The organism is Paraglaciecola hydrolytica (assembly GCF_001565895.1).
Lineage (GTDB): Bacteria > Pseudomonadota > Gammaproteobacteria > Enterobacterales > Alteromonadaceae > Paraglaciecola > Paraglaciecola hydrolytica.
The window spans coordinates 1-23,067 of sequence record NZ_LSNE01000010.1 but is presented as its reverse complement, the minus strand read 5'-3'; the positions used below and the strand labels follow the sequence as shown (position 1 = coordinate 23,067).

At 42.4% G+C, this 23,067-nt stretch carries 21 protein-coding genes and 4 tRNA genes; 21 read left to right on the top strand and 4 right to left on the bottom strand.

All coding sequences use genetic code 11. The features are described from left to right. Positions 1-5 precede the first annotated feature (5 nt). The 4 genes from AX660_RS18230 to AX660_RS18215 are packed head-to-tail and all read right to left on the bottom strand — an operon-like array spanning position 6 to position 3,523. Positions 6-623: a response regulator transcription factor gene (locus AX660_RS18230; protein ID WP_068380132.1), complete on the bottom strand. Its 618-nt coding sequence runs from the start codon at positions 621-623 to the stop codon at positions 6-8. Positions 624-635: 12 nt separating this feature from the next. After that, complete coding sequence (locus AX660_RS18225) at positions 636-1,766, bottom strand: sensor histidine kinase (protein ID WP_068380130.1); 1,131 nt, start codon at positions 1,764-1,766, stop codon at positions 636-638. 14 nt (positions 1,767-1,780) lie between these two features. Next, positions 1,781-2,569: an ABC transporter permease gene (locus AX660_RS18220; protein ID WP_068380123.1), complete on the bottom strand. Its 789-nt coding sequence runs from the start codon at positions 2,567-2,569 to the stop codon at positions 1,781-1,783. A gap of 3 nt (positions 2,570-2,572) precedes the next feature. Beyond that, the gene (locus tag AX660_RS18215; RefSeq protein ID WP_068380120.1) at positions 2,573-3,523 is read right to left on the bottom strand and encodes an ABC transporter ATP-binding protein; all 951 of its coding nucleotides are present in this window, start codon (positions 3,521-3,523) and stop codon (positions 2,573-2,575) included. A gap of 271 nt (positions 3,524-3,794) precedes the next feature. Here AX660_RS18215 and AX660_RS18210 point away from each other — a divergent pair, with 271 nt between their 5' ends. From AX660_RS18210 to AX660_RS22880, 21 genes are all read left to right on the top strand, one after another. Next, positions 3,795-4,364 carry a gluconate 2-dehydrogenase subunit 3 family protein gene (locus AX660_RS18210; RefSeq protein ID WP_068380118.1) on the top strand — a complete coding sequence of 190 codons (570 nt, stop codon included), beginning with the start codon at positions 3,795-3,797 and terminating at the stop codon, positions 4,362-4,364. Next, positions 4,352-6,055: a GMC oxidoreductase gene (locus tag AX660_RS18205; protein WP_068380117.1), complete on the top strand. Its 1,704-nt coding sequence runs from the start codon at positions 4,352-4,354 to the stop codon at positions 6,053-6,055. Before AX660_RS18210 ends, AX660_RS18205 begins: the two co-directional genes overlap by 13 nt. Before the next feature lie 813 nt (positions 6,056-6,868). After that, on the top strand, positions 6,869-7,816 hold the full coding sequence (locus AX660_RS18200; RefSeq protein ID WP_068380113.1) for a hypothetical protein: 948 nt from the start codon (positions 6,869-6,871) through the stop codon (positions 7,814-7,816). A gap of 137 nt (positions 7,817-7,953) precedes the next feature. Then, on the top strand, positions 7,954-9,036 hold the full coding sequence (locus tag AX660_RS18195) for a hypothetical protein (protein WP_131811830.1): 1,083 nt from the start codon (positions 7,954-7,956) through the stop codon (positions 9,034-9,036). Further along, positions 9,026-10,195 carry a glycosyltransferase gene (locus AX660_RS18190; protein ID WP_068380106.1) on the top strand — a complete coding sequence of 390 codons (1,170 nt, stop codon included), beginning with the start codon at positions 9,026-9,028 and terminating at the stop codon, positions 10,193-10,195. Before AX660_RS18195 ends, AX660_RS18190 begins: the two co-directional genes overlap by 11 nt. Then, on the top strand, positions 10,195-11,343 hold the full coding sequence (locus tag AX660_RS18185) for a glycosyltransferase (RefSeq protein WP_068380103.1): 1,149 nt from the start codon (positions 10,195-10,197) through the stop codon (positions 11,341-11,343). The genes AX660_RS18190 and AX660_RS18185 overlap by 1 nt, the downstream gene beginning before the upstream one ends. A 1-nt stretch (position 11,344) precedes the next feature. After that, entirely contained in the window at positions 11,345-11,959 is a 615-nt protein-coding gene (locus AX660_RS18180; protein ID WP_068380101.1) for a sugar transferase, read from the top strand. Then, positions 11,952-12,584 (top strand): acetyltransferase, encoded by a 633-nt coding sequence (locus AX660_RS18175; RefSeq protein ID WP_068380099.1) that lies wholly within the window; start codon positions 11,952-11,954, stop codon positions 12,582-12,584. Before AX660_RS18180 ends, AX660_RS18175 begins: the two co-directional genes overlap by 8 nt. A gap of 25 nt (positions 12,585-12,609) precedes the next feature. Continuing rightward, positions 12,610-13,785, top strand: coding sequence for a DegT/DnrJ/EryC1/StrS family aminotransferase (locus AX660_RS18170; protein WP_068380087.1), 1,176 nt, complete (start codon positions 12,610-12,612; stop codon positions 13,783-13,785). Then, entirely contained in the window at positions 13,785-15,638 is a 1,854-nt protein-coding gene (locus tag AX660_RS18165) for a polysaccharide biosynthesis protein (protein WP_068380079.1), read from the top strand. The genes AX660_RS18170 and AX660_RS18165 overlap by 1 nt, the downstream gene beginning before the upstream one ends. Positions 15,639-15,773: 135 nt before the next feature. Continuing rightward, positions 15,774-16,961, top strand: coding sequence for a hypothetical protein (locus tag AX660_RS18160; RefSeq protein ID WP_068380076.1), 1,188 nt, complete (start codon positions 15,774-15,776; stop codon positions 16,959-16,961). After that, entirely contained in the window at positions 16,943-17,467 is a 525-nt protein-coding gene (locus AX660_RS18155) for a polysaccharide biosynthesis/export family protein (RefSeq protein ID WP_235594785.1), read from the top strand. The genes AX660_RS18160 and AX660_RS18155 overlap by 19 nt, the downstream gene beginning before the upstream one ends. 2 nt (positions 17,468-17,469) lie before the next feature. Next, a complete protein-coding gene (locus AX660_RS18150) occupies positions 17,470-19,581 on the top strand; it encodes a GumC family protein (RefSeq protein ID WP_068380073.1) in 2,112 nt (703 codons plus the stop codon). A 78-nt stretch (positions 19,582-19,659) separates the two neighbouring features. Next, on the top strand, positions 19,660-20,658 hold the full coding sequence (gene murB / locus AX660_RS18145) for a UDP-N-acetylmuramate dehydrogenase (protein WP_082768995.1): 999 nt from the start codon (positions 19,660-19,662) through the stop codon (positions 20,656-20,658). Positions 20,659-20,688: 30 nt separating this feature from the next. Further along, a complete protein-coding gene (gene birA, locus AX660_RS18140) occupies positions 20,689-21,666 on the top strand; it encodes a bifunctional biotin--[acetyl-CoA-carboxylase] ligase/biotin operon repressor BirA (RefSeq protein WP_235594784.1) in 978 nt (325 codons plus the stop codon). Further along, positions 21,650-22,369, top strand: coding sequence for a type III pantothenate kinase (locus AX660_RS18135; protein ID WP_068380067.1), 720 nt, complete (start codon positions 21,650-21,652; stop codon positions 22,367-22,369). Before birA ends, AX660_RS18135 begins: the two co-directional genes overlap by 17 nt. Before the next feature lie 159 nt (positions 22,370-22,528). Beyond that, positions 22,529-22,604 (top strand) — tRNA-Thr (locus tag AX660_RS18130). A 9-nt stretch (positions 22,605-22,613) separates the two neighbouring features. Next, positions 22,614-22,698, top strand: a tRNA-Tyr gene (locus AX660_RS18125). Positions 22,699-22,731: 33 nt separating this feature from the next. Next, positions 22,732-22,805: transfer RNA gene (locus AX660_RS18120), tRNA-Gly, on the top strand. Between the two features lie 12 nt (positions 22,806-22,817). After that, positions 22,818-22,893, top strand: a tRNA-Thr gene (locus AX660_RS18115). Between the two features lie 55 nt (positions 22,894-22,948). After that, on the top strand, positions 22,949-23,067 hold a 119-nt coding region (locus AX660_RS22880), incomplete at its 3' end, for a GTP-binding protein (protein WP_082768994.1).

Below are 23,067 nucleotides of genomic sequence, written 5' to 3'. Positions count from 1 at the left end.
ACTTATTACAACCAACCATTTTGATGGGCAATTCTGGCGGCTTCTATACGATTTTTGGCATTGAGTTTACTGGCCGCCGACGACAAATAATTACGTACTGTGCCGGGTGATAAAAATAGTTTATCGCTGATCTGTTCTGTACTTAGTCCGTCTTTGGCTAAACGCAGAGCGGCACGTTCTTTGTCGCTGAGGGGATCTTTTTCCATCCATGACTCGACCATCAGTTCGGGCGCAATGGCCGTGCCACCAGCATGGACTTTGACTATGGCTTTGATCAAATCATCTGAGGGTGAATCTTTGAGTAAATAGCCTTTTACCCCTGCATCCATGGCACGGCGTAAATAACCACTGCGCGCAAAGGTCGTCAGTATGATGGTTTTAGCGCTAAGTTTAGAATCAAAAATATGTTGGGCCAACTCAAGGCCTGTAACGTCAGGCATCTCAATATCGGTGAGTACGATATCTACCCGCTCTGCATCAGCTGCCTTTAAGTAAGTAAGGGCATGTTTACCATTAGTGCAGCGTTTAACAACATGAAAATTATCTTCTAGTTCTAGAATGGTCGCCAAAGCATCCAACAACATGGTTTGATCTTCGGCGATTAATATATTGATTTTTTGCATGTTCGATCTGCTTTATTGAGAAAGAGGCACGTAGATTTCGCTTAAGGTGCCTACCTGTTTTGATTCGGCATCCAGTTTCACCCAACCATGTAGTTTGTTTATACGTTCTTGAATACCTTTTAAACCAAAGCCCAAATTAGCGCTTTGCATTTCAGGCATGCCTTGGCCATCATCTTGCACTAATAAAACCAGACCTTGACCTTGCTTTTTAACTTCAACATTCACCTTAGTTGCCTTGGCGTGTTTGATAATATTGGTGACTAATTCACGCAATACGATGGCCAGCTCTTTATTCGCTTGCATATCCGCTTCAAGCTGGGTTTCAGTTAAATCAAATAAGTGGTAATCAAACTGGATACTAAGGCTGGCAAACACGTTTTTAGCATTGGCCAGTTCACTGAGTAAATCACTGCTGCGATAGCCCGATACCACCTCGCGTACTTGACTTAAGGCCGCACGAGAAATGTCTTCAATTTGTTTAATTTCCTGTTTGGCCTTGGCGAGATCTTTATCCAGAATACGCCCCGCAAGATCAGCTTTTAAGGTGATCACTGAAAAAGTATGGCCAATTAAATCATGCAAATCTCGGGCGATACGCTCACGTTCAGCCACTTTAGCCAGCCGTTGAGCCTCTTTTTGTGAAAGGATAAGTTCTTGTTTTTTCTCGTTTAAAGCTTGTTGATAAATAGAGGTCACACCCGTTAATACAGAAAAAATTAAGGCAGGCAGATAAAAATACACACCGTAGTCAAACAACAAACTAATCAAAACGATAGTAACAATAATCCCTGTTAATACTTGATATGCCAGTTTGATGCTTTTTAGACTATGGCACATGGCGGCGGCGTAAATAAACAAGGTACTGGCAGTAGGTGTTAAATAGGCCGCTATTACTCCCAATACAACGATGCCGACTAAATGCCATAACTTAGCCTCAAGACTCACCCAATAATAATGAAAATACAGGGCTAAAAACACTATACAGATCAACCCAGTCGCCACAAACTGCCATGTACTATGAAAATAAAAAAACACTGGCACAAAAAACATCGGCAAATAAATCAACCAAACATAAGGCGAGTAAGGCTCTTCTAAATTTCGTGGCAACAGCCAATAATCTATAGCTTTCAACAACTTCAACATGGACTTGATTCCGCTTAACGAGCTTTTTTATTAAAGGCGAGGCGTGATAATACAAAAAATATTACAGCATAAATCAATAATGCCAAGATATGCTGCCAACTATCCTGCCCAGCATCCAAATCGACTACCTTTAAAGCCAGTTGTGCAAGGTGATAAGGCGGTAAAAACTGCGCAAAATTTTGCATAAAACCAGGCAACATGCTTATTGGCATCCATAAACCGGATAAAAATGCCAAGGGCAGATAAATCAAGTTAACCACTGCAGGTGCACTTTGCGCTTTTAATACCAAACCCAAAGCTAAACCCAGCAAACAAAAGGGTAAACCACCTAATACCCAAATCGCCATCAAGGTTAACCACTGCCAAAGCTGTAACTGCACTCCGGCCATGGTCACTGCAACTACACTCAAACTAATGACTATGATCAAGGAAAATAGCATAGCCACAACTAAACGAGAGATTAGTTGAGCACTGGCTGGCATAGGTGAGGCTTCTTTAATATCCAACCAACCTTGACCACGTTCAATGGCAAGCCCAGCACCAAACGAAAACAGCGCTGGCCCCATCACGCCAAACACCCCATAAGTACAGAGCAAATAACTCGAAGCCTGCACATTACCGTGATTAAACAATACGCCAAAAAACAGATAAAAAATCACCGGAAACGACAAGGCCGGTAGGGAAAATGCCGGATTGCGAATCGTTTTAAGCCACTCAAATTTGGTTTCTAGCCAATAGAGTCGGGCTAATTGCACATAGTCCATGTCGTGTAGAGCATTAAGGTTTTGATTGGTGTTAAGCATGGTTTAGGCTCCCACTGCGGTTTGCAAGTTGACTGCTTGTTTATTTTGATTGAGATGCAAAAAGGCCTCTTCTAAACCTGCACCTTGTACCGTTAAATCTTCAATACCTGGCGCAAGTGTTAAAAGAGCCTGCAAGGTTTGGTTAGCATTGGTGCTTTGCAAACTAATGTATTTACCACTTTGTGAAACCATGGCCACAGCAGGTAAATTAGCAAAGTGAGTTGATGCCAGCTTGCTAGCAAAACGAATTAACTTGTGGCTCACGCTCGCTCTGAAATCATCGTTGTTACCCCGCTTGATGATTTCGCCATTTTTGAGCAATACAATCTGGTCGGCTAAGCTTTCGGCTTCCTGTAAATAATGGGTGGTTAATACTATGGCAGTTCCCTGATTTTTTAGGTCACGAATGGCTTGCCACAAACCCTGACGAGCTTCGACATCCATGCCCACACTGGGCTCATCTAAAAACAGTAGCTTGGGATTTCCGCAAATGCTCAGGGCAAACAACAAACGTTGTTTTTCACCACCGGATAGTTTACGAGAATAACGTTGTTGCAAATCTTGCAATCCGGCGTAGTCCATCACTTTCTGGTAGTCCATGGGTTTGGGATAATAGCTTTGAAAAAGTTGGATATGCTCTTTGATTTTTAGCGTCTCGGGCAAATTAGCCACTTGCAACATTGCACCCGTTTGACGTTTGGCTATCAGGCTGCCCGCTGGTTGACCTAGTACACTAATTTCGCCGTCGTCTGCTTGTAATCTACCTAACAAAATATTGATCAAGGTGGTTTTGCCTGCGCCATTGGCGCCTAATACCGCAACCACCTGATTTGCCTCAATGCTCAGATTAAGATTATTTAAGGCTACTTTTCCCGCAAAGGATTTATTGAGATTGCTGACTTGTGCAACGATATGTTGGCTCGATTGAATATCTGCCGAAGCTTGTATTTGCATCTTCAAAACCTGAGTAACTATTAGTAGACTCTATGATGGTCTACTCCCTGCAATTTGGTCAGGCCCAAGTGTCATTAATCTAAGATGACAATTGTCATGAGTTAACACTTCGATTGGCAGGCAATCGCTGCTTACTTGGCACTTTTTCAGATAAATATTATCTGCTTTACGTTTTGTCTTATGTTGAATTTGCTGTCCTGATTTGTGGTAAATTTGCCAACTATTTGTAATAGATTTGTTATAACACTCCACATTTAAACAGGCCTTGATAATGAACAGACGCGATATTCTGAAATACACTGCCATGCTCACAGGTACCGCACTATGCGCGCCTCTGACTAGTGCCATGTTATCCGGTTGTAGCCCACAACCCGTTGTTGCTACAGCAGGTTCAGCGACACCTAACTTGCATTTTTTTAGTCAGGATGATTTTCAACTAATTAGCCACATCATGGACGTGATTTTACCCAAGACTGATAGCCCATCAGCTACTGACGTAGGTACTAACCTCATGATGGATCAGATGTTTGGTGTGGTATTTATGCCTGACTATCAAGCTAAGTTCGCTGATTTGTTTGCCGATCTGCGCCAGTACTTAGCCACCAACAAATTTGCAGAGCTGTCAAAGGATCAACAAGTGACCTTATTGCAAAAGCTAGAATTGGAAGATAAACAAAGCAAGGCTTACTGGGCTTATATGGATATCAAACAGCAAACCGTTGCCTACTTCTTAAGCTCAGAGCAAATCGCTGAAAACTTTTTAAATTACCTGCCTATTCCGGGCGAATACAAACCTTGTGTGTCATTAGCAGAATTAGGAGGAAAGGCATGGGCGATATAAATAAGCCAAATCATTTTGATGCCATCGTTATAGGCTCAGGCATCAGTGGTGGTTTTGCTGCCATGGAATTGTGCACTAAAGGTTATAAAACCCTAGTGTTAGAGCGTGGCCGTATGGTTAAACATGGCGAATATCCTACCGCCCACATGGACACTTGGGATTTACCTAATCGTAACAAAGTATCCCTTGAAGAACGTGAGCAACATTTTGAGAAACAAGACCGCTTAAACTGGTGGGTGAACGAAGACAACAAACACTGGATCAATAAAGACGATGTTAATCCTTATAATGAGGATGAACGTTTTGACTGGATCCGTGGTGATCATGTTGGTGGCCGCTCAATCATGTGGGGTCGCCAATGTTACCGCTGGAGTGATATCGATTTTGAAGCCAACCTTAAAGAAGGAGTCGCCGTTGACTGGCCAATTCGTTACCGCGATATCGAACCTTGGTACGACTATGTGGAAACCTTTGTAGGAGTCAGCGGCCAAGCCGAAGGCTTAAAACAGATACCCGATGGCAAATTTTTGAAACCTTTTCCACTTAACTGTGCCGAGCAAGGTTTCCGTGAATCTGTGGCTAATGTTTATCCTGATCGCGTCGTCACACCAGGGCGCGTAGCCCATTTAACCGAATATAACCCTGAAGTACACAAAGGTGCCCGCGGGCAATGTCAAGCCCGCGATCGTTGTTGGCGTGGTTGTCCTTTTGGTGCTTACTTCAGCAGCCAATCAGCCACCCTACCCGTCGCCACTGAAACCGGCAATTTAACCATTCGTGCCGACAGTGTGGTCATGGAAATTTTGTATGACGCCACCACTAAAAAAGCCAGCGGCGTTAAAGTCAAAGATGCCAACACAGGTGAGATACTCGAATATACCGCACAAATTATCTTCTTAAATGCCAGCTCAGTGGCGAGTGCTTCAATATTATTAAATAGTCGTTCAGAAACCTTCCCGAACGGTTTAGGTAATACCAGCGGCGAAATTGGCCATAACTTAATGGATCACCATTATGGTATGGGTGCTTCTGGCATATTGCCAGGCCACGAAGATGACTATTTTCAAGGGCGTAAACCCACAGGATTCTATATCCCACGTTTCACTAACATTGATGAAGAATCAAAACAAAGTGGCTATACCCGTGGGTTTGGCTATCAGGGCAGCGCACGGCGCATTCAAAATAATCCTGAAGGCTTAGTAGGTGATGCCTTAAAAGCGCAGGTCTTTAAACCCGGTCCTTATCACATAGGCATGACCTGCTTTGGTGAAATGCTGCCTTATCACGAAAATCGCATGTACCTTAATTTTGAGCAGCAAGATAAACACGGCTTTCCGCTAATTACCTTTGATGCCAAATTACGTGAAAACGAAAATAAACTGCGTGAACACGGCGTTAAATGTGCAGTAGAAATGCTCGAAGCTGCAGGTTGTACCAACATCTCTAGCTACAATAGTGCCACTGCACCAGGCGCCTGTATTCACGAAATGGGCACTGCCCGCATGGGCCGCGATCCCAAAACCAGCGTACTCAACCAATGGAATCAAATGCACGATGTACCTAATGTATTTGTCACCGATGGCGCGTGTATGACCAGTTCTGGCACCCAAAACCCCAGCATTACTTATATGGCACTGACCGCCCGCGCGGTGGATTATGCGCATAAGCAAATCCAAGCAGGTAAGTTGTAAAACGACCAGCAATAAATAACAAAAGCCCCGCATAAAGAAACCATGCGGGCTTTTTTATCGTTTAATATATTGCTGCTCTATGCAACCTACGCGCTGCTTACTTTTAGTCGTCATTGCTAAAAAATATGACTCGCACAGAATTTTAAAAACCAATAGGCAAGCTGTCTATGGCCGTATTAGCTCTGAGCTCTTTACTGCACCCTATATACCCAAACAACCTGAAGATGCAGGATTCAGTGGGAATTAAATCCGTTTTAGACAAGGCGAATGCTTGAAGGTCTAGTGGGCTAAATCGAAAGCATTTAACGCGGTATAAAACGGATTTAAACCCACCGGCATGGCGCTTCTGAGGGGGCTTATTTCGGTGTTGAACTGATTTGAAAGGGTAATGCCATTCCTACATCAGTTCGCCTAGAACTAAGCTCCCTCAGAAACGCTGAAACTCGTATCTTAAGGTTGTTTGGGTATATACCCAAGCAACCTGAGATGAACAATGCCCATAGTAAACATTGTCGTTATGACGGCTTTAGGTGATACTGGCAAAAAAATAAAAACATTGCCGTTAAAAATTTAATGCCACTTTTCACACGATTATTATTCAATACGACAAGTATATTGTTGTCATTTCAGGTGAGCACTTTCCTGATCCCTTGGCTCTTAATCATTTGGTTAACTTACAATGAAAGTCCTGAAATTGTCGGGCAATTTGGCTACATCTTAGCTGTCGTTTCACCACTTTGTATGTTGCTAGCCAGTCCCTCCCGTAATTTCTTACTATCGTGCGAGCATTACAGCGACAAACAATCCTTGGATATGCGTAAAGTACTTGCTATTGCAGGCGTTTTTATTGCTTTTGCCATCGGACTGGTGCTTGATGCGCTGGTATTAATTAGCGCTATTTATCTTGCCAAAATCACTGAGCTGTTTTTCGATCTGAAGATAGCGACTTTGCTAAAACAAAATAATAAAACCGCCTTGTTTAAGCTTAGTATTTTAAAGTGGCTGTGTATTTTTTTGGTGTTACTGTGTTCATTATTTATTAGCAACATCACCTTGCTGTTACTGCTGCTTGCTGCGCTTTTTATCCTAGTCACCCTTGGTTTTACTCTGTTTCAAACTATTCAGTTTAATGGCTTACAGGGTATGTTATTGAATGTTTTACCTCTGTCGTCGAGTGCCTTGGTGTTTAGTTTGTATTTTAATATTCCCCGTTATGTTTTGGGACAAGCTGATCAGAAAGCCATTCTTGGGGTGTTCACTATTAGTAGTTTTATATTGATGGGCGCTCTCGTCTTTGTTAATACCCTAATGCAATCTAGGCTGCATGCGCTATCTAGAGATCTAGTTTCTCGGCACATGGATAAATTTATTAAGTCAGCTGTGTCGGCATTTCTTTTTGTTGCGGCCGTGTATGCACTGCTGCAGTTTTTTCGTTTAGATTTTTTCTCTATACCATTTTGGCAGGTACACAATAACCTCAATACCGAAAACCCACAGTTTAATAGGATTTATCAATTAGTCTTATTGATGAGTTGGGGACCATTACTCTTTTCTTTTGCTAATTACTTTTTAATCGTGCAACAAAAATATAAATCTTTGTTAGTACTAAGCAGTTTTAATGCGCTTATCTCCTTAGTATTGTGTTCCTATGCCTTTGATTATGCTGGATTTGAAGGGCTTATGTGGGTTGTTAATCTGAGTGGCCTAGTCCAATTTTTTGTGGTTATTATGCTCTGTTGGCATAAACGAGAAACGGCTTAATGGAGCATCTTTTTTTCTATTTATCTGCACTTGTTTTGATAATCAAACTCGTGCTTGAGATCACCCGTTTTGAAGGAAAAATTAGCCCCTTAGCGATTTATATCTTTTGCTATTTCTATTTCTGTTTTGGTCCCTATATGGCAAATATGTTGCTGCTACCCATCTATAGTGGCATCAAAGTCGACTATTTATTTCAGTCTTCTTTTGCTTTTTTTCTGGCAATCGCGACCTTGAGCCTGTTCCCTGCCAATGTAGTGGCCAAATTAGACTTAGGCTTTTCTTTGGTAATTAAAGAGCCCATCTTACTTAGGCAACTGGCAATGTTTTTTATGTCAGTCCCCATCATATTGTTGTTTATGTTTGCTTTCGCCAGAATAGGCTTTGCCCCCTTAGATAAAGTTCAACGTATTCAATCTATAGGTATCGCTCACTATGTCATATTAACGCTATGGCCTTTATTTCTTTTCTGCTACCTGACCGTTTCTCCTAAGATAGACATGTCGCGTAAAACCTTGTTTAAATTTAGCGCCATCGTTTTTCTCTATTTTTCATATTGTTATTATATGGGAGAGCGGGATTTTGCCTTGCTGATTGTGCCCTTATATTTTTGGTTATATAAAGACAAAACCATCGCCTTATGGAAAATTCTGCTTGGTGGTTCATTAGGAGCCTTAGGTTTTACCATGATGTCAGCAGGGCGAAGCAGCGAGTTTGATGGTGGAGGACTTGAGTCCTTTTTAAACCAAGGCAGCAATTTAATGGTAACGTCAAATCTACTTTCTTGGTTGGATAACGGTATGCTTATTCAGTTGGGCGAAAGTTATTTTTCTGGTTTTGTTAATATGATGTCCCTCGGCGCTATCAAGTTGACAACGCCATTATCTATCTGGTTCAGTCGTCAATATTCTTCAGCAGCAAACGATGGAGCTTACGGCTTTTCTATTGAAGGTGAAGCCTTATTGAATTTTGGCTTTGCAGGAATACCTGTTTTATTTTCACTAATTGCGATTTTCATGGCATGGAATTACCACGGTTTTTTAAAAAATAAACCCTTTGGTATTTTGATGACCTATTTTAACTTGTTCTATTTTGTCTATGCGATAAGGGGGGAGTCACTGATATTATTTAAAGCTTTTATCTACTGCTGTGTGATATTTTTTGCTTCTATCCTAATCTCACAGCGCGGACGTATGTATTTTAAGGTGTCACGTGATAGTTGATGTCGTTATAGAGCAGCGCTTTTATCGTTGTGCAGAGCATAAATTTTGGACAGACAATGCCTTCCCTTATGATTTTTGGACGCGCTATTTACACGTATTCCAATCCGTCAATATTGTTGCCCGGGTAGCACTGGTAGACAAACCTCATTCTGACTGGAAACGAGTGGATGGTCAGAACGTTAATGTTGTTGTCTTGCCCAGTTATATTGGTCCGTGGCAGTTTTTGCTCTCGTTAAGCAAAATTATTCGCGTTTTGCGCGCGCGTAAAACCCTCACACGAGCCGTTATTTATCGCATTCCAGGGATTTTATCTACGCTTTACCATTTTACTGCCCAAGCTAACAATAAGCCCTACGCAGCTGAAGTTGTAGGGGATCCCGCCGATGTGTTTGCCAAAGGTGCCAGTAAAAGTGTTATTCGGCCCTTAATAAAAAGCGTGTTTGTAAAGATGTTAAAGTGGCAGTGTCTTGGTGCTGCAAGTATTTCTTATGTCACTGAAGTGAGTCTACAACGACGTTATCCCCCCAACCCATTAGCCTTTCATACACATTATTCGTCGATTCAATTAGAGGACAATGATTTCCACATTCGGCCTCAATATGCTCTTACTCAGCCTCTAAAGTTAATTTGTATTGGCAACCTAACTCAACCCTATAAAGGTTGTGATTTTATGCTTCAAACCTTAGCTCAACTTAAACAACAGGGCTTAGCGTTTACGTTGCGCTGGGTGGGTGGTGGTTATTTACAGGCCCAAATGCAAGAGTTGGCAAAACAACTTGGTATAGCGCAATACGTGACATTTGTTGGCAACCTCGCCGATAGGCAAGCTATTCGAGATGAATTGGACAAGGCGGATATATTTGTATTGTCTTCACGTCAGGAAGGTTTACCCAGAGTATTGATCGAAGCCATGGCGCGCTCCTTAGTATGTGTGGCGACCAATGTGGGCGGCGTACCAGAATTATTACCGGAAAACTTCATTGTTGAACGCGATAATCAGGCTCAATTGGGCCAAGTGTTAAGCGCGCTGGCAGGCTACTCAAGTACACAATTATTAGCCAGCTCTGCGCAAAACCACCAAAAAGCCCGTCAGTATGAAAACTCAGCTTTAGTCGCACGGCGTAACGCCATGTATCAACATTTATTGGAAACGATGTAATGCGCATTTTGCATTTATTAAAAACCGCCGTTGGCGCAAGTTGGGCCCTACGACAAACTTCCGAGCTGGTTAAACTTGGAGTAGAGGTGCATTTGGCCTTACCTGAAGGGCCTATGGTCAGTAAGTACCAACAAGCTGGGGTTAAAGTCCATATTTTTGATCCCAGCATAGAGCTCAAAAAACCGTGGAAGAACGTCGCGCAAATTAAACGACTCAGAGCCTTAGTAGACGAGGTGCAGCCGGATATTATTCATAGTCACTTTGTGGCGACTACTTTGTTAATGCGTTTAGCCCTGCGTAAATATGCAATTCCTCGGATTTTTCATGTGCCCGGCCCTTTGCACCTTGAGCATCTCATATTCAGAAACGTGGAGCTGGGTTTAGCCCAGCCTCAAGATTTTTGGTTAGCCTCGTGTTTGTGGACTCAAGGGCGTTATGAACGTTCCGGTATTGCCAGTGATAGAGTGGGCTTGGCTTATTACGGGGTTAATGAAGAAGATTTTTTGTTTCAGCATTCGCCTAAAGTTGATCTCAGAAAACAGCTTAATTTACCCAATGATAGTTTTATTGTGGGCATGGTGGCGTATTTTTATGGACCCAAAAGGTATCTTGGCCAAACTCGGGGTTTAAAGGGCCATGAAGACTTGATTGATGCTATCGCCATCGTTAAACATCGCCATCCTCAGGTTAAATGTATTTTTGTGGGCGGACCTTGGGGTAAAAGCCATGATTATTTTAATACCGTTAAAGCTTATGCCCAACAAAGGGCCGGTGATGCCTGTGTCTTTTTAGGCTTACGTAATGATGTGCCTTTGTTGTATCCCCAGTTTGACTTAGCGGTGCATCCTTCTCATTCTGAAAATGTTGGTGGCGCGGTTGAATCTATGTATGCTCAGGTTGCTACTTTGACAACTAATGTTGGGGGCTTTCCTGATCTAGTGATTGATGGTCAGACGGGATATATGGTTGAACCCAAATCACCTAGCCAATTGGCCGCCAAAATCATTCAGGCCATTGAACAACCCACTGACAAACAGCAGATGATCGCCAATGGTTTACATAAGGTGTCACAAGTCATGAATGTTGAACATAACGCTAAACAAGTATTTGATTTTTATCAGCATATACAGCGATTGAAGGCCAAATAACATGCTTAAACGCAGTTTAGATATATTGGTATCCGGACTAGTTTTATTATTGGCCTTGCCAGTATTACTGTTATTGGCGCTGTTGATCCGGCTTAAATTAGGTAGCCCGGTGTTATTTATGCAAAAACGCCCGGGCAAGGATGCTATTCCCTTTAACATGTTGAAATTCCGCAGTATGACCAGCGAAACGGATGAGCAAGGTGAATTATTATCTGATGAACGACGTTTAACCCGCTTTGGCCAGTGGCTGCGAGCGAGCAGCTTAGACGAGTTGCCCGGTTTAATTAATGTGCTTAAGGGGGACATGAGCTTAGTGGGGCCACGCCCTCTATTGGAAGATTATTTGCCTCTGTATAATGCCAAACAACAAAGACGCCACGATGTTCGGCCGGGTATCACAGGCTGGGCACAAGTGAATGGCCGCAATGCCCTGAGCTGGGAACAAAAATTTATTTATGACGTATGGTATGTGGATAACCAATCTTTTTGGCTAGATTGTAAAATATTGGCAATGACAGTGCTAAAAGTCATTAACAGAGCAGATATTAGTCATGCCGGTGAGGCCACTATGTCTAGGTTTACTGGCAGTCCCATTGAGGCAGACAAACATGACTAAACATTTAATCATCTTAGGGGCTGGAGGCCATGGTAAAGTGGCGGCAGATTGCGCCGCATTGCTGGGCCGTTATAGCCGTATTAGTTTTTTAGATGCCCTTTATCCGCAGTTACAACAAACTGGTCGCTGGCCGGTAATTGGTAAAGGTGAGGATGTTAGTCAATTTAAACAAGCAGATACCGAATTTTTTGTGGCGATAGGTAGTAATCAAATCCGCCAAAAAGTCACCCGTCAATTACTTACACAAGATTGCCAACTGGCGACGTTGATCCATCCTATGGCCTATGTCAGTCAACCTGAGCTTATCGGTGCGGGTACCTTGGTGTGTGCTAATGCGGTGGTGAACATCGACAGCAAAATTGGTTTGGCCAATATCATTAATACCGGTTCCAGCGTGGATCACGACTGTGTATTGGGAGATTTTGTGCATATTGCCCCTGGCGTGAGGCTCGCTGGTGCAGTTTGTATCGGAGAAAGTAGTTTTATCGGCATCGGCAGTGTTATTATTCCTGGCAAGATAGTCGGTAGCTCTTGCATTTTAGGTGCAGGAAGCACCTTATTAACCGATTTAGCTGATTATGCAGTAGCAGTGGGTAGCCCCGCTAAAGTAATAAAACAACAATAACAAGTTTACTTAAGAGGTAATAAACATGCTGAATGGCCCATTCTCTCCTTGGCCGTGTTTCGACGCCGCAGAAAAACAAGCCGTATTAGAGGTACTGGATTCCAATAAAGTGAATTATTGGACCGGTCAACAGTGCCGTGAATTCGAAAAGAAATTTGCCGCTTATTTTGAATCTGATTATGCCGTTGCTGTTGCTAATGGCACAGTGGCACTGGATCTTGCTTGGCAAGCATTAGCCTTGCCCAAGGGCTCTGAAGTCATCGTTACCTCACGTACTTTTATCGCCTCGGTTTCCTCTATTGTATTGGCTGGTTTAACGCCGGTATTTGTTGATGTCGAGTTAGATAGTCAAAATATCAGCGCCGACACTATTGCCCCACATATCACCACTAATACCTCTGCGATATTATGTGTGCATTTAGCTGGCTGGCCCTGCGAAATGGACGGCATTATGGCTTTAGCCAAGCAGCATGGTTTGTTTGTGGTTGAAGATTGCGCCCAATCTCATGGTGCAAAATACAAAGGTAAATCCACAGGTAGTATTGGCGACATCGCCGCTTGGTCATTTTGCCAAGATAAAATCATGACCACTGCCGGTGAAGGTGGCATGGTCACCACTAATCGTAAAGATTTGTGGGAAAAAGTCTGGTCATTTAAAGATCACGGCAAGTCATTTAGCGCAGTATATGAAAAACAGCATCCTCCTGGTTTTCGTTGGTTACATGAGTCTATCGGCACCAATTGGCGTATGTTAGAAGTGCAAGCGGCGGTAGGCTTAAAACAACTGGAAAAAATGCCCGACTGGACAGCTAAACGTCAGGCTTACAGTCAACAAATATGGACTATCGCTGGGCAATGTAAAGCTCTACGGGTACCAAGCATCCCCGCTTACATCGAACATGCAGCTTACAAATGTTATGTATTTGTCGAACCTAGTCAGTTAAAAACCGGTTGGAATAGAGACCGCATTATCGACGCAATTAATCAGCAGCAAGTACCGTGTTTTTCTGGTTCTTGTTCAGAAGTTTATTTAGAAAAAGCTTTTGACGATACCCCTTACCGACCCAAGCAGCCTTTAGTTAACGCCATCGAACTTGGCCAAACCGCCTTAATGTTTTTAGTTCATCCTACTTTGCAACAGTATGAAATTGATAAGTGTTGTGAGGTACTTGCCGAGGTCATGTTAGAGGCCAGCTTATAATGCAGTTTAAACAGCTGTTTGAATTAAGCCCCCGTGCCAAGCTGATACTTGAGCTCTGCTGGGATTTTTTAGCTTTAGTAACAGCAACTTTTTTTGCATATTGGCTGAGGCTAGGTATCGACGCTTGGCATTTTGAACAAAATGAATGGCTGGCGGTTAGCGCTAATATTGGTTTTACTTTGGCTCTGTTGGCTTTTTTAGGTCACTACCGGCAGATTATTCGTTATATCGGCGGTCGGGCAATTTATATTGTATTGCTCGTCTTGAGCCTATCTACCTTGTATTTATTTGCCGCACGTTTAGCCCTAAATATCCAGATCCCCACCACAGTGCCCTTTATTTATTGGATGTTAAGTGCCCTTTTAATTATTACGCCACGCTTTTTAATTCAGGCTTCATCTCAGGCACAAAGTTATAAATTGCGCGAAAAATGTCTCATTTACGGCGCTGCCCGAGAAGGACGCTTACTCGCTCAATCCCTTAGGGCTGGTAACGATCTTCATCCCGTGGCCTTTATTGACGACAAAGGTAAATACCACGGTAGAACAATCTCAGGTTTGCCGGTGGGGAGTTTGGCCGATATTCCCAAGTACGTTAAACAACATGGCGTGAGTAAGATGTTGTTGGCCGTGCATAATACCTCGCCAGAACGCCGTAAAGAGTTGATTACTGAACTCGAACCTTTTGCTATTGAGTTACTCAGTATCCCCAATATTCAGGACATACTATCCGGTAAACACAAGATTGATGAACTGCGCGAAATCCGCATTGAGGATCTCTTGGGTCGTGAACCTGTGCCTCCTATTACAGAGTTGCTGGATATCAATATCAAACTCAAACATGTGATGGTAACGGGAGCGGGTGGCTCCATCGGCAGTGAATTATGCCGTCAGATCATCAAATCACAACCTGCTTCACTGATCTTGTTTGAACTGTCTGAATTTAATTTGTACCAGATTGAAAACGAGCTGAAAAGCCAATATCCAGATATTCCACTGATCCCAATATTGGCGAGTATTCAGGATAATGAGGTCTTACGCAGTACCATTCAGGAGTACCGTATTCAGACTATTTACCATGCAGCGGCCTATAAACATGTGCCCATGGTCGAAGCAAATCCTTTGGCTGGTATTCGTAACAATGTTTTTGGTACGGCTAACGTGGCCTTAGTGGCTGCCGAGTTTGATGTGGAAAAATTTGTTTTGATCTCCACCGATAAAGCGGTGCGCCCCACCAATATCATGGGGGCCACTAAACGTTTTGCCGAACTTTATATTCAGGCGATTGCTGAATTAAGCTCGGGTACTGAATATGCGATAGTACGTTTTGGTAATGTACTGGGTTCATCTGGCTCGGTAGTACCACTGTTTACCAAACAAATTCAAGCGGGAGGGCCAATTACGGTTACTCATCCCGATATTATTCGTTATTTTATGACCATCCCAGAAGCTGCCCAATTGGTGATCCAAGCCGGCGCCATGGGCACTAAAGGTCAGGTGTTTGTGCTCGACATGGGGCAGCCGGTCAAGATTGTTGATTTAGCACACAAAATGGCGCATTTGATGGGGCACAGCTTAAAAACCTCAGATAATCCCAATGGCACTATCGAACTCAAATTTTCGGGCTTGCGCCCAGGCGAGAAACTGTTTGAAGAGTTGCTGATTGACGATGCGGATACCCAAACCCAGCATCCACGGATCATGGGAGCCGATGAAGCCAAATTACCCTTTGAAGATGTGGTGTTGTTATTTGATGAGTTAAATCGATTATTGCTCAACCATAATGCCAGTGGTGCCAAAAAACTGCTGCGCAAGGCTCCATTGGGTTATGCACCTAGTTCCAATAGCAACTAACTAGTGCGTTGTGGCCATGGCTAATTGTTATAGAAAGCTTCAAATCTGCCGATAGAGGTAGTTAACGGAATTAACTAACACATTTGTCAGCTTGTCATTCTACGTTAATGGACAGCCTACTGTGCGTCGAGACTAATGAAAAATAATACTTCTAAATACGTTATGGTATTTTTGTGCTTGTGTTGCACGACTAGGGCTTTTTCACAGGTTGAGAGCATAAACAAAGACGCTAGCATTTTAGAAATATCAAGCTCTGCCTTATACACTGACAATATTAATCCTACTGTGAATGGACAATCCGCAGCTACGGGCGTGTCTATTACTCCACATGGACAACTGATTGCAACACCAACTTACGTTTGGTTTGTATTGGATTATCGCGCAGAGCTTCAGCAATATCGTTTAAATGACAATTATTTACTGAGCAAAAATCAACGATTTAATGGTTATCAGGGCAGTCTATTAGCTCGTGTATTTTTAGCGGATGCTTGGCACGTGGACGCGAAGTTCGAACACAATAATCAAACACAGCAATATGGCAGTGGTATTTCTCGCCTAAAAAGTAATGTCTTAGAGGCAGATCAATTGCAAACCAATACAGCCAGTGCCCGTTTGGTTTATGGGAGTGATACCTCTACCCGCTTTGTCTCAGTGAATGCAGGAATTAAACAAGATACCTATCAAGAAAATAACAGTTATTCAGCGTTATTTAATGCTAAACAACAGTTTGTCGAAGCAAATTTATCCTATCGCTACTCTGAAGCGTCAAAAATAGCGATGCAAGTTACGAGCAAAAAAGATGATTACGAGGCGGTATCTAGAGACGATAGTGAGTTAATTGAGGCTTTAATTGGTGTGGAATGGAGCCCAAGTGGAAAAAGCCGTTTGCAGCTAATGATTGGTAAATATCAGCGAACTTTTGACACCGCAAAAAATTCCTCCGGTGTGGCTTGGAATGGTGTTTTTGATTATGCCCCTCGGGAAGATCTACTTATTTCACTTGGCACTTCGCGTACATCAGGCTCTTCAATTAGCGAGACTACCACAGATAGCGTAACTCAGACTGTGCGAGCTAAAGTGGCCTATATGTACAGTAATCAATGGCAGTTCACGCTAGGTGCCTCTTCAGCAAACACCCAATTTAAGAACAATGAAGGGGTATTTGAACTGGATGAACAACAGGGGCAAGCGGAGCTCATATTAGAAATGAATGATCATAGTAAGGCCACGTTAGCGTTTGCTCTGCAAGATGTGGCGACCAATGATCCGGCATTTTCTTTTAGGCAAAATAAAGTAGGAATGACATGGCACTACAGTTTTTAAATTGGATGCTGGTCGCTATCTTCTTATTGCCTGCAACATTGTTGGCAGAAGAGGAAAAAATCACTATTGGTAGCGGCGATGTAGTGATCATCGATGTATATAATGAAAAAGATCTCTATGTCAAAGCACAAGTCCCTAAATCTGGCTTATTACGTATTCCCTTGCTGGGTGACATTGATGTTGTAGGTAAAACCCCCGTTGAGTTAAGTCAGTATTTAGAAGAAGCTTATTTAGACGGGTACTTAGTCTTACCCAGTGTGACCGTGTTAATCGATAGTTTTCGTCCCATCTATGTCAAAGGCGCGGTTAAATCAGCGGGCTCGTTTAAATTCGAATTGGACTTAACTGTCGATCAAGCGATCGCAATTGCGGGTGGTTTGAAGGATAGAGCGTCAAATTCCAACTGGTACGTCATCCGAGGTAAAGACAAGGAACGTATTAAAGTGACTAAAGAATCACGCATATTCCCAGGTGATATTCTCGACATTGAAGAAAGCCTGTTTTAATCATGTCAGACAAAAAAACATCTCAATCCGCTAATGAAATTACGTTTGAACTAGCAGACCTTTTTTCTTTTTTATGGAAGAAAAAGTTTCGCTTAATTTTTACCTCTGCGCTAATTATTGTTGCTACTGGTTATTATGTTTCCAAGTTACCTAAAGTGTATAGCGCCAGCAGTACTATTCTGCTTGGTAAAGGCGAGCAGAGCTTGGGGCTGCCGAGTGCATTGAGTAATTTCTCCAGAGGCAGCAATAGTGAAACGGATACCTACTTAGAATTTATTCGTTCTCGGCAATTTCTCAAAGGCATAGTGGATACACTATTTTTAACTAAAGTTGCTGAATTCAGACCTAAACGTAATGAGAGTAATGAAGAAAAGGTCAGTAATTATGCCATCGGCATATTATTAAATAATTTAGTGTTAACTAAAGTTGGCTCTACCGATTTAATAAAAGTGACTTATTATTCTCAAAACCCAATGATCGCTGCTGATGTTGCCAATTTAATTGGCCCTGCTTTTTTTAGTTATCATGCGGATATGACCAAGAAAAAGGCCGGAGATACCTCTGTCTGGCTTAATAATCAATTAGCAGACTTACAAGATAAATTACTTAAAGCAGAAAATGCTATGCAAGTTTTTATCGAAGAGCATAAATTGATCGGTGCGAATACCGAAATTGAATTGGCTAAAGCAGAACTGGCGACTTTATTACAAGAGCGCATGGCAACAGATAAAGCTTTATCAGACATTCAGGCGACGGTGCAAAGTATAGAAGTCGCGAATGGTGATGTTGCAATTATGATGCAAATTCCGTGGGTTATGAATAATCCTATGGTCGAAAATTTACGTAACAATATCTTATCTAAAGAGCAGAATTTTGCGGAATTGAAAAAACGCTACAAAAGTAAACACCATAAATTTATTGTCGCCCAAGGGGCTATAAACGATTTAAAAACGGAACAGAAAAATTTACTGAACCGCCTTGCTGTTGGTCTAAAACAAAGCATGGCTACCTTAGTTCAACGTTTGCAAGATTTACAAAAAAAGATTGAGGTAACAAAAGCTCGATTTAGTGGGCTAAGCCGTTACGAAGTTGAGCTTGTCAAATTAAAACGTGGAATAGAAACTACACAAAACTTGTATCAGGTTTTTGTATCTCGTTTACAAGAAACAGAACTATTGAAAGGCTTGGATAAAAATAAAGAATTTGCAGTAATTGATTATGCGGTGATTCCGCAAAATCCCACTAAGCCACGAGTAGTAATGTTGATGTCGGTTACCGTTTTATTAGCCGTCGTTTTTAGCAGCGGTTTTTGGTTGATTTTACATCTTGTGAGCGACCGTAAAACACGTCTAAAACAATTACTCAGATCATTAGACGTCCCCTTGTTGGGCGAAATTCCAAAGTTAAAAACGAAAGCTAGTGCCAAGTCGATTGCGAATGTTGTTGATATTGGACAACTTGACCGCCAATTTTCTGAAGCGATACGTTCACTGCGTACTGAGGTTTTGGTTAGGTCAGACAATCTTGAAAATAGGATCATCGCACTCACTGGTATCAAAAATGGTGATGGGAAGACAACATTGAGCATCAGTTTAGCCTTGGCGTTTGCGAAGTTAGAGAAAGTCATTTTAATTGATAGTGATTTGCGATCTCCGGCAATAGCAAAGTCTTTTGGTTTAGACAAAGATCACCCAGGGATTTCTAATTTGATCAGTCGCCAAGTTCCTTTTTCAGAGTGTGTTTTTCGCCATCCAGATTCTAAGTTACGTGTATTGCCCAGTGGCCCTATTCCAGCTGATCCGATGATTTATATTTCGACATCACGTTTTGCCCAATTAATTAAAAAGCTCGGAGTCGTTTACGAACGAGTAGTATTAGAAACTCCCTCTCTAGATACAGTCAGTGATACCTTTGTATTGTCTCGTTTGGTGGATGGTATTATTTTGGTTTGTGATGTTGAAAATACGGATAACGATAGCCTAATTGAAGCAATACAAAGATTAAGAGAGATGGGGGCGCCACTGTTGGGTGTGGTTTTCAACAAAGTCAAAGACGTTAAATCCAGATTTTCTAAACACCAAGTGAAGGCTCTAGCCGTTAAAAAGTCTACTTAGCTTGGCTGGTAATAATACCCAGCTTGGTTAAACTAAACACCTGATTCAAAACCGTCTTTTAATATAGAGTAACATTTTTTGCATCCTTTACAGACACTGCATACCTTTGGCTTTCCTGCCTTCGCTCAGCAACTTGAATATATTCATACCTTGGCAGAGGCTAAACAACTGCTAACTAACTTAGGTGAGCGCGCTCACTATATCTTAGGGGAAGGCAGTAATACGGTGTTCTTAGAAGATTTTGCTGGTAGCGTGTTTAAAATCGCGATTAAAGGTATCAGCCTACATGAACACCCTGACTATTATGAGTTGCATGTTGGTGCGGGTGAAAACTGGCATGCTTTGATCGAATGGTGTTTGGCTCGCAACATCAGAGGTTTTGAGAATTTAGCGCTGATCCCAGGCACGGTAGGCGCAGCACCTATTCAAAATATTGGGGCTTATGGGGTAGAGATAGAGCAGTTTATTCATCGTGTTGAGTATTTGTGTTTATCCACGGATGAGCTTAAAAGTTTGAGTCGTGAAGAATGTCAGTTTGCTTATCGTGACAGTATTTTTAAACATCAGTTAGCCGGTAAGTTTGTTATTGGCATGGTAACGTTTCGCTTGACAAAAAGCTGGCAGGCTAATGCCCGTTATGCTGAACTGAAAGAACTGAGCAATCCAAGCGCACAAGACATTTTTGCCAAAGTTGTACAAGTACGGCAGGCCAAATTACCTGATCCTAAAAAAATCGGCAATGCTGGCAGTTTTTTTAAAAACCCTATTATTCCTTTAGCTTTATATCAGCAGTTGCAGCAGCGTTTTGCTGAACTACCCAGTTACCCAGTTAATGAACAGCAGGTTAAAGTACCTGCTGCATGGTTGATTGACCGATTGGGTTTTAAAGGCAAACAGCTTAATGGTATACATTGTCATGTTACTCAACCGCTGGTTTTAACTAATGATGGCAGTGGCACGGGTGAGGCATTATTGACACTGGCAAGGCAAATCAAACAAGCCGTTAAACAAGACTTTGCTATCGAATTAGAAAACGAGGTGCAGCTTGTTAACAATCAAGGTTTGGTCCATGTATAAATTAGAGACTTGTAATAGGGATAAATGCCATTGAATCAACTCAGTAGTGACGCAATCCGCACCCGCATAGTGGAATACTTAGCACCGGGGCATTTTTGTTCAGGTGAAGTATTAGGGGAACAACTCGGGATTTCGCGAGCCGCAGTATCAAATCATATTAAATGCCTGCATGACCTTGGCCTTGATATTTATAGCGTGCAAGGCAAGGGTTATAAACTTGCTCAGCCGCTTATTTTACTTAACAAAAGCACTATTGCCGCTCAGCTAAGTAATCCGGGTAACGCCAATTTAATTGTGCTCAATGTGATTGATTCCACTAATCAATATATTAAGGAGCATCAAACAGAATTACCAAATGGTTTTGTTTGTTTGGCAGAAGCCCAAACGGCGGGGCGCGGACGTCATGGTCGGAAGTGGGTCTCGCCTTATGGCGCGAGTATGTACCTGTCCATGCACTGGACTTTTGCCTTGGGTTATCAGGCTTTAAATGGCCTGAGCCTAGTCATCGGCGTAGCTGTGGTAGAAGCATTGAAAAAACTCGGCATAGTAGAAGCGCAAGTTAAATGGCCTAACGATATTTACGTACAAGGTAAAAAACTGGCTGGAATTCTAATCGAAGTGGAAGGCCAAATGGGCGCGACCTGCCAATGTGTGATAGGTATTGGCCTTAACGTTGCTTTACCCACTTCAGTGACTCAAATCGACCAACCCTATACCGATATGCAATCAATACTAGAGCAAGATATTGATCGTAATCGCTTTGCTGCCACCCTGATTAATGAGTTACATACCACCATGGAAGTCTTTGAAAAATCTGGACTGCAACCCTTTATTGCACCTTGGCAAGCAGCTGATGTTTATGCCAATAAAGCCATTAAACTCATTATCGGCCAAAAAACAATTGAAGGTATTGGCAGAGGGATTGATAACAGCGGCGCATTATTAATCGAAACTGCAGAAGGTGTGCGTGCTTATCAGGGAGGCGAAATCAGTGTCAGACCAGGCTAAGTATTTATTAATTGATATAGGCAATAGCCGGATTAAATATGCACTGGTCAGTGAAGGGCAAGAAGATCTTGCCGTATTGCATTGTGTGCATACGACTGAGCTGACTCAAATTATTAAACAAGTCGCTAAAGTGTTGGTTGCCTCAGTAGGCAAAACCCTACTTGTTGAAGAGTTACAGTCACTCTGTCAGCAACATAAAGTCGAATGTCAGCTAATTCATACTCAAGCACAACAATTTGGCATCCACTGCGCCTATGAACAATTTACCACTATGGGGGTAGATCGTTGGCTGGCTATACTGGCTGCCAGAAAAATAACGTTGTTACCTGTCGCTATTGTAGATTTGGGCACAGCTAATACCTGCGACATAGTCATCGAAAATCAACATATTGGTGGTTGGATCGCACCGGGTTTTAATTTGATGAAACAAGGTTTATTGGCTAATACCCAAAAGGTTTTTGCAGATAATAACGTTTCTCACCATCTTAGCTTGGGAGTGTCGACGCCAGAATGTGTGAATTTAGGTTGTTTGGCGGCGGTGCAAGGCTTAGTTTTGATGGCAGAATCCACCCTCGCAAAATACGCCACAAGTTATGAAATATTGATTACCGGTGGTGACCAGAACCTAATTACTGATCTAAAACAGCCATATTTGCATTATTTTCCCAATTTAGTACTGCTTGGTTTAATGCGTTTTATATAAAGGCCATGGTCTTAAGCATTGAATATTAGGTGTTTTGTGCACGAAAAATATTCACATCGACGTTAAATTAAGCAAACGATACAAAAACTTAAATTTTTTCAATATCACCTCTTGCACCACATTAATCATTACTCTAGAATGCGCCCCTCTTGATGTCGTGCCGACTTAGCTCAGTTGGTAGAGCAACTGACTTGTAATCAGTAGGTCACCAGTTCGATTCCGGTAGTCGGCACCATCAATCTCTGGAGGGGTTCCCGAGCGGCCAAAGGGATCAGACTGTAAATCTGACGGCTCAGCCTTCGAAGGTTCGAATCCTTCCCCCTCCACCACTTTTTGCTTGATATGGTATGAGAGCAAGGTGTGCGGACGTCGTATAGTGGTAATACCTTAGCCTTCCAAGCTAAAGCTGCGAGTTCGATTCTCGCCGTCCGCTCCATTTTTGTGCAATGCTGATATGGCTCAGTTGGTAGAGCGCACCCTTGGTAAGGGTGAGGTCGGCAGTTCGAATCTGCCTATCAGCACCACTTCTCACCCCAGCTCAAGAATTTTTTTTTAATACAATTTGCTGGGGAATATACAATGGCAAAATCAAAGTTTGAACGTACTAAACCGCACGTAAACGTAGGTACTATCGGCCACGTTGACCACGGTAAAACCACCTTAACTGCAGCGATCACCACTGTATTGGCAAAAACCTA